The organism is Ehrlichia minasensis (assembly GCF_004181775.1).
In the GTDB taxonomy this organism is placed as follows: domain Bacteria; phylum Pseudomonadota; class Alphaproteobacteria; order Rickettsiales; family Anaplasmataceae; genus Ehrlichia; species Ehrlichia minasensis.
This window is the reverse complement of the sequence record NZ_QOHL01000005.1, coordinates 47,779-54,294: the sequence shown is the minus strand read 5'-3', so window position 1 is coordinate 54,294 and position 6,516 is coordinate 47,779. Positions and strand designations below refer to the sequence as shown.

The 6,516-nt window shown below is 28.6% G+C and carries 4 protein-coding genes and 1 pseudogene; all 5 read left to right on the top strand.

The genetic code is table 11. The features are described from left to right. Positions 1-993, top strand: a 993-nt coding sequence (locus DRF75_RS05025) for a hypothetical protein (RefSeq protein WP_165375556.1), incomplete at its 5' end; no start/stop codon positions are given. 1,075 nt (positions 994-2,068) lie between these two features. Beyond that, positions 2,069-2,344 (top strand): acyl carrier protein, encoded by a 276-nt coding sequence (locus tag DRF75_RS01765; protein WP_045170786.1) that lies wholly within the window; start codon positions 2,069-2,071, stop codon positions 2,342-2,344. Between the two features lie 15 nt (positions 2,345-2,359). Beyond that, positions 2,360-3,628, top strand: coding sequence for a beta-ketoacyl-ACP synthase II (gene fabF / locus DRF75_RS01760; RefSeq protein ID WP_045170785.1), 1,269 nt, complete (start codon positions 2,360-2,362; stop codon positions 3,626-3,628). Positions 3,629-3,853: 225 nt separating this feature from the next. Further along, positions 3,854-4,978, top strand: a complete 1,125-nt coding sequence (dprA, locus tag DRF75_RS01755) for a DNA-processing protein DprA (RefSeq protein ID WP_129992556.1) — start codon at positions 3,854-3,856, stop codon at positions 4,976-4,978. Between the two features lie 451 nt (positions 4,979-5,429). Next, a pseudogene (locus DRF75_RS05150) lies at positions 5,430-5,685 on the top strand (NADH-quinone oxidoreductase subunit D-related protein); the annotation flags it as partial. Between the last annotated feature and the right edge of the window lie 831 nt (positions 5,686-6,516).

Genomic DNA, 6,516 nt, shown 5'->3' with positions numbered 1-6,516 from the left:
TCAAATGCTCAGATAGAAATAGCTAACACCAATGCAGAACAAGAAAATATTCTTAACAGTACTACAGAAGAAAATACGATCAATCTTAATATTGAAGAGCAATTAATTAATAATCCAGAAATACAAGTAAATCCAAATATTCAAATAGAGCCAACTATTGCTGATGCAATGCAAGAACCAGATAATTCAAATGCTCAGATAGAAATAGCTGTTGCCAATTTAATAGGAGAGCTAGGAAATATCAATGAAATACATCCAGACGTTTCAGAAAATCATATTATTCAAGCAGCAATAAATGCAGCTACAGAACAAGAAACAGTCAGTATTACACATAATGATATAAATAAAATTATGAAAATGGATGATAGCGCCGTAAGTAGGCAAAAAATAGTAAAAGAAACAGTTGCTAAAATACAAGAAAATATTAACGATATTGTTTTACAGATAGTAAAAAACACAATTATTAAAACAAAAAAAGATGTTAATTGCACAATGCAAAACCTTGAAGATTTGCATGCTAACACAACACAGGAAAACCTAAATGCTCAAATAGAAACAACTATTGCTGATGCAATGGAAGAAGAACAAGTAGTACCTGATATAATAAGTACAATACTTCAAGAAAATCCAAATAATACTCAAATAGAAGAAGAACAAGTAGTACCTAATATAATAAATACAGTACTTCAAGAAAATCCAAATAATACTCAAATAGAGGAAGATCTTGCTAATGCAATAGAAGAAGAACAAGTAGTACCTAATATAATAAATACAGTACTTCAAGAAAATCCAAATAATACTCAAATAGAAGAAGATCTTGCTGATGCAATAGAAGAAGAAGTTAATATTCAAAGTGATGATATTTCAAGTAATAATGAAGCAGTAGTTGAACTAGATATGAGTGCTCGTTCACTCAGACATTCTGCTTCTACAGAATTAAATGATTTTTACTCTGAACAGTTGAATACACGTTACAACAATATTAATAGATAACATTTTGATTTTGTTAATAATCAATATACTAGTTACACAAATATGTGAAAACTAGTATATTGATTACTTAGCAGAATTTCTCAGCGAAATACATATTAATTAAATGACAACATCATTATGTAAAACACTAATGTTACAATGTCATTGCACAGAAATATACATTCATAGTTAATTTTATATAATAGAACAGTAAAATCAATAGCAAATCATATTATCTAAAATAATTAGAATACTCTGATCATTCTAACGTTGTTACGATAACAAGCATTTAAGTAACACAACATAAGAATTCATTAACAGCAATACATTTAAACTAAGTATTCCTAGAACTTTAAAGGTATACGCTAATACAAATAGTAAAGAGATAAACAAAAACAAATGAATAATTTAAAGGTGTTAAAATATATATTATAATAATAACTTTTATAAAACTTATATAAATAAAAAATGCATATTAATTTCGACATTATAAAACAACAAATAATCTAAGCAAGATACACAAAACTTCACGTATTACCAATACTAATCTCAACATACACATAGATCTAACAACATCACATACATATATCATAAATACTATAACAAAGAATTCTTGAAGTCTAGGTCAGATAACAAGAAACAAAACACATATCAATAAAAAGTATTACAAATAAATCTTATATAAATTATACAAAATTTTTTATCGCAATTATAGTATGTTCATTTTCTCTTACTACAAACGTGTAAGATAAAAAATAACTTCATATAATTTATTAATAAAACAAGTAAGAACACCCTAAAATATATTTAGTGTACAACATTCAGTTTGATATCTTATAAAATATCAAATCAACATTATACGATTACATTTATATTAGAATAAGTTGATTCTTACACCTATATACTATATATTACGTAATAGTTAAGTACCATTTTTGTTAACTGTATAAAATATTACAAAAGTTTTATTTATGAGGTTTCTAAATTGTTGTTTATTGTAAATTTACATTTCACGTCTTGAGGTGATTTTTACAGCATTCTTTGCTTGCAGGCTGATTTATAAACATATATGATTTCAATTTTTAATGGGTAAATTATGGAAAGTAATGATGGAAAGTTAGAATCTATTAAAGATACTGTGACTAAAATCGTCATTGATTGTTTAAAGCTCAAAGATGAGCAAAAAGCTACTCTTTCTGGCAGCACAAATTTAGCAAAAGATCTGAATCTTGATAGCCTTGATTTTGTAGATTTGGTAATGTGCTTAGAAGATCACTTCTCTATAGAAATTTCTGATGAAGAAGCACAAGAACTAGAAACTATAGATAAAATAGAAGAGTATATACGTAATAAAATATCAAGTGAAAACTAACTAAGGTAATTTGCTATGACAAAAAGGAGAATCGTGATCACTGGTTTAGGGTTGGTTACTTCTTTAGGAAGTGATGTAAAAACAGTATGGGAACTTTTATCTAATGGAGTATCAGGAATAAGAAAAATCAATAGATTTGACACATCTGACCTTGATTGTAAGATAGCTGGACAAGTAATAATGAAATCTGAATCTGAAAAATATGTTTTTAATCCTGAAGACTACATTCCAGAAAAAGACTTAAAAAAAATGGATAATTTTATTCATTTTGGTATAGCAGCTGCCACACAAGCAGTCAACGATTCTAATTTACTTGATTATAAAGATCTTGATTATGACAGAGTAGGAGTAATAGTAGGGTCAGGAATAGGTGGTCTTGTATTCATAGAAAAAACAGTTATATGTTTACAAGAGAGAGGTCCTAGAAGGATTAGTCCTTTCTTTATACCAGCAAGTTTAATTAATCTTATCTCTGGTCATATATCTATAAAATATGGGTTCACAGGGATCACTGATGCAGTAGTAACTGCATGCTCTACAGGAGCACAAGCTATAGGTAATGCAGCAAGAGCGATTCAATCTGGTGAAGCAGATGTGATAATAGCAGGTGGAGCTGAAGGTGCAGTATGTCGCTTAGGAATTGCAGGATTTGCAGCTATGAAAGCACTATCAACAAAGTTCAATGATACTCCAGAATTAGCATCACGACCTTGGGATAAACAAAGAGATGGCTTTGTTATGGGGGAAGGTGCAGGAATAGTTATACTAGAAGATTATGAGCATGCTAAAAAACGTGGAGCAAAAATATACGGAGAACTGTTAGGATATGGTATGACATCAGATGCATATCATATGTCAGCACCTCATCCAGAAGGAAAAGGCGGAATGAAAGCCATAGAATTAGCACTATCTAGTGCACAATTAAATCCAGAGTCTATCAATTATATAAACGCACATGGTACTTCTACTCCTTTAGGAGATAGTACAGAAATTCAAGCAATAAAAAGCATATTTAAAGAAAGCATCTACAAAGTTCCAATATCATCCACTAAATCCTCTATAGGTCACCTACTTGGAGCTGCAGGAAGCGTCGAAGCTATCTTTTCTATACTCGCTATGAATACAGGAATTACACCACCTACATTAAACTTATATGAATCATCAGAAGATCCACAATTAAATCTTGTTCCATTCAATGCACAGGAACATAAGGTTAATCATTGTCTTTCTAATTCTTTCGGCTTTGGTGGAGTAAATATATCACTAGTCTTTGGAAAATTATAAAGTCTTGCTTCTATACTTTATATTTGATAACATATAGACTTGTTTTATGTTGATAAATCAAGTTTAAGTGTGTTTTTAAGATGCATAACTAGCAGTATGATTTTAACAACACACTTCTTAGTCGATAGTTGCCACCTTTATTTATTATAAAACTTTCATTAATTGTTTGATTATTATTAGTTAATATTTTAACTTATATTATTAAACATCAATGTGAAACTAATTATGAAAACTAAGAAAGAGTTATCTTATCAAGAGTTTATCTCATGTATCAGATTAATAAGAACACCAAATATAGGTCCATCAACATTTCATGCATTAGTCAAATTATACAAAACTTGTCAATACACATTAGAAGTACTGCCAAATTTAATAAAAAGATCTAATACAAATGATAAACTATACAACATATGCTCTACTGAAACAGCAGAATTAGAAATAGAAAACATCAATAAGATTGGCGGAAAAATAATTACAGTATTTGATCAAGATTATCCAGAAGTTTTACGCCATATCCATGATTACCCACCAGTTTTAACAGTACTAGGCAACACATCTATATTAAAAGAAAAAACAATTGGTATAGTAGGAAGTAGAAACCCATCAATCAATGGAAAAAATCTTGCTTATAAGTTATCATATGAACTAGCCAACTCTGGTTTTGTAATAGCATCTGGATTGGCAAGAGGAATAGATAAATCTGCACATAGTATAATCTTTCAACAATTACCAACAATTGCTGTTATGGCTAGTGGAATCAATATAGTATATCCACAAGAAAACACACACTTATATAAAACTATAATAGATAAAGGAGGATTAATTATTACAGAATTTCCTTTTGCAACATTACCAAGAGCACAATTATTCCCACAACGTAATCGTATAATTTCTGGACTATCACTTGGAATAGTAGTTGTTGAAGCTTCAATACAATCAGGATCACTCATTACAGCAAATTTCGCATTAGAACAAAATAGAGAAGTATTTGCAGTACCTGGATCACCACTTGACCATAGATGTAGTGGAAGCAATAGGTTAATAAAAAATGGAGCAAAATTAGTAGAATCAACAGAAGATATAATAGAAAGCTTACAATTTAACAGACATAATGCCTACATTCAAAATTCACTATTTGATAACACTACACAAAACAACTATCATTTTAATGAAAGCAACAATACAAAGGATATCATCTTACAACATATCAGTCACAGTCCAATTGAAATAGAAGAAATTATTACATCTACTAACTTAAATATAAGCAGCATTTTGATAGCATTAACTGAGTTAGAAGAATCAAAAAAAATAGAAAGATTCCCTAATAACAAAGTCGCTCTAATACATTAAAAAATTCTAAGAACATTAAAATTTTCAAATAAAGTCACCTTATTAGCAATTTTCACAAATTTATACGCATCTTCATATAATATTTTTCCATGGCTACACTACAGCAATTACTTTATAGGTGCATTTACTGCCAATGTTATCTTGCATCAGTAATTTTTGCTTTTATTTGAGTATTATTTGGATTTTCTTGCAGTACTAGACTTGTTGCATTGGATACCACTTCTACCAGATTACGTTAGTAATATCTATCTACATTTGAGTACTTGTAATACTATACAAAAAATTTTCTAGTTTCTTTATCACACATTAAGTATCTTTTCAAGTTAGCTATTGTTTTCTTACTTGCAATTGTCAGTTGTTTCTACTTCAGTAAGCATTTGTTTATTATCTTTTGTATATTCACAATACTACCAGATGTTTCTATAGTCTATATCACTGCTGTAATAGCTTTGAAATGAAGGACTCTATGGAGGTGTTGGTATTATCTTAAATTATATTCAGAAGGTTATATGTACCAGTAGGTGAAACACATATGGCTGTTGAAGCTCCAAAAGGTGAATTTGGTGTATATAGTATCCGATGGAACAACCATATCGATATGGAATTAGAGCTTCTGGATTTGCTCATTTGTAAGCAATAGATATTATAAAGGTCATATGTTAGCTGATTTAACAGCTATAATTGGGCCTTTAGATATAGTATTTTGAGAAATAGATAGGTAAAATAATGTTTAGCACACAAAAAAATAATAATACAACTTACACTGGAGAATTTAAATTCAGTAGGGAAAATCTAAAACAGGTAAAAGATATAATTAATAAATATACTAAGATAGAAAATCTAGCTGCAAGCTTAACTCTTTTGCATACATTAACAATATCTGTTTTTATTCTAGTAAACAGTAAAATTAATCACAACCTAGTATTTAAAAAGTTAAGAAACATAAACTCAAATAAAGTGTAATCTATCAATAAACAAGTAATTATATGTAGAAGGATCTTGCATAATCAAGTCATTGCAATACATCATAGAAACAGAAAACAATAACTATAGAAATTTTAAAAATGTATCAAATTTCATATAAAAAACATTATTACAACATAAAAGGATTATACATAATGAAAGATTCTAATACACTAGAAAACCTGACAATCAGCACTTAATACTTTAACAACTTACTGTATATAAACTAGAAAAAATAAACTATAGAAATTCCAGCTTAAAGATTACTTTCTTTTATATAATGCATTATTACAGTATACAAAATTATATATAAATAAAGTGATTCTAACCCCATCACAAATTTTACAAACATTCAACCAAATAAAATTTTCACATTATAAGTCACATATCTATAAACTAGCAATTATAGACAGTCATAATTAAAGCAACATAAACCCCAACATATTATTATTACATCCAATAACACTATACAGTATAGAAAAATCACACATAATAAAGTTATTTTAATACACTAGACAATTCTGCAAATTCTTAAACAGAATTCACAAATTACTATTAAATACTACATGACAAGT

What these genes read in the sequence shown, in the direction of transcription:
- DRF75_RS01765 (WP_045170786.1), top strand. Translation starts at nt 2,069, where the DNA reads ATGGAAAGTAATGATGGAAAGTTAGAATCTATTAAAGATACTGTGACT.
- fabF (WP_045170785.1), top strand. Translation starts at nt 2,360, where the DNA reads ATGACAAAAAGGAGAATCGTGATCACTGGTTTAGGGTTGGTTACTTCT.
- dprA (WP_129992556.1), top strand. Translation starts at nt 3,854, where the DNA reads ATGAAAACTAAGAAAGAGTTATCTTATCAAGAGTTTATCTCATGTATC.